This window comes from Cupriavidus sp. SIMBA_020 (assembly GCF_046535395.1).
In the GTDB taxonomy this organism is placed as follows: domain Bacteria; phylum Pseudomonadota; class Gammaproteobacteria; order Burkholderiales; family Burkholderiaceae; genus Cupriavidus; species Cupriavidus campinensis.
The window spans coordinates 1-260 of record NZ_JAWRWU010000931.1 but is presented as its reverse complement, the minus strand read 5'-3'; the positions used below and the strand labels follow the sequence as shown (position 1 = coordinate 260).

General features: G+C 66.9%; 1 protein-coding gene. It reads left to right on the top strand.

Going from position 1 to position 260, the window contains the following annotated elements:
- Positions 1-221 (top strand): helix-turn-helix domain-containing protein (locus SB751_RS32175; protein ID WP_410749283.1); only part of this gene is annotated, 221 nt, incomplete at its 5' end.
- Positions 222-260: the final 39 nt, after the last annotated feature.

The following is a 260-nucleotide window of genomic DNA, read 5'->3' as shown; positions in this document are numbered from 1 at the left end:
AGGTCGTGCGCCGCAGCGATTTCGCGGTCGACGACATGGACATTCCTGGCAATGGGCGCGCGCTGGATCTGGTCATCAGCCGCCTCAAGCGCAAGGGTGAGGCGGCGGGGCTGTCGATCCCGATCCGCAGCATGCGCGGATCGGGCTATTCGTTTTCGGGCGCGCTGGTGCAGGACGCGGAAGACGGTCGTGCGCCGATCAGCCTCGCGTCCGCGCGATGAATCGACTGCGCAGGATCAGCGCCGCGGCCAATATGGCAG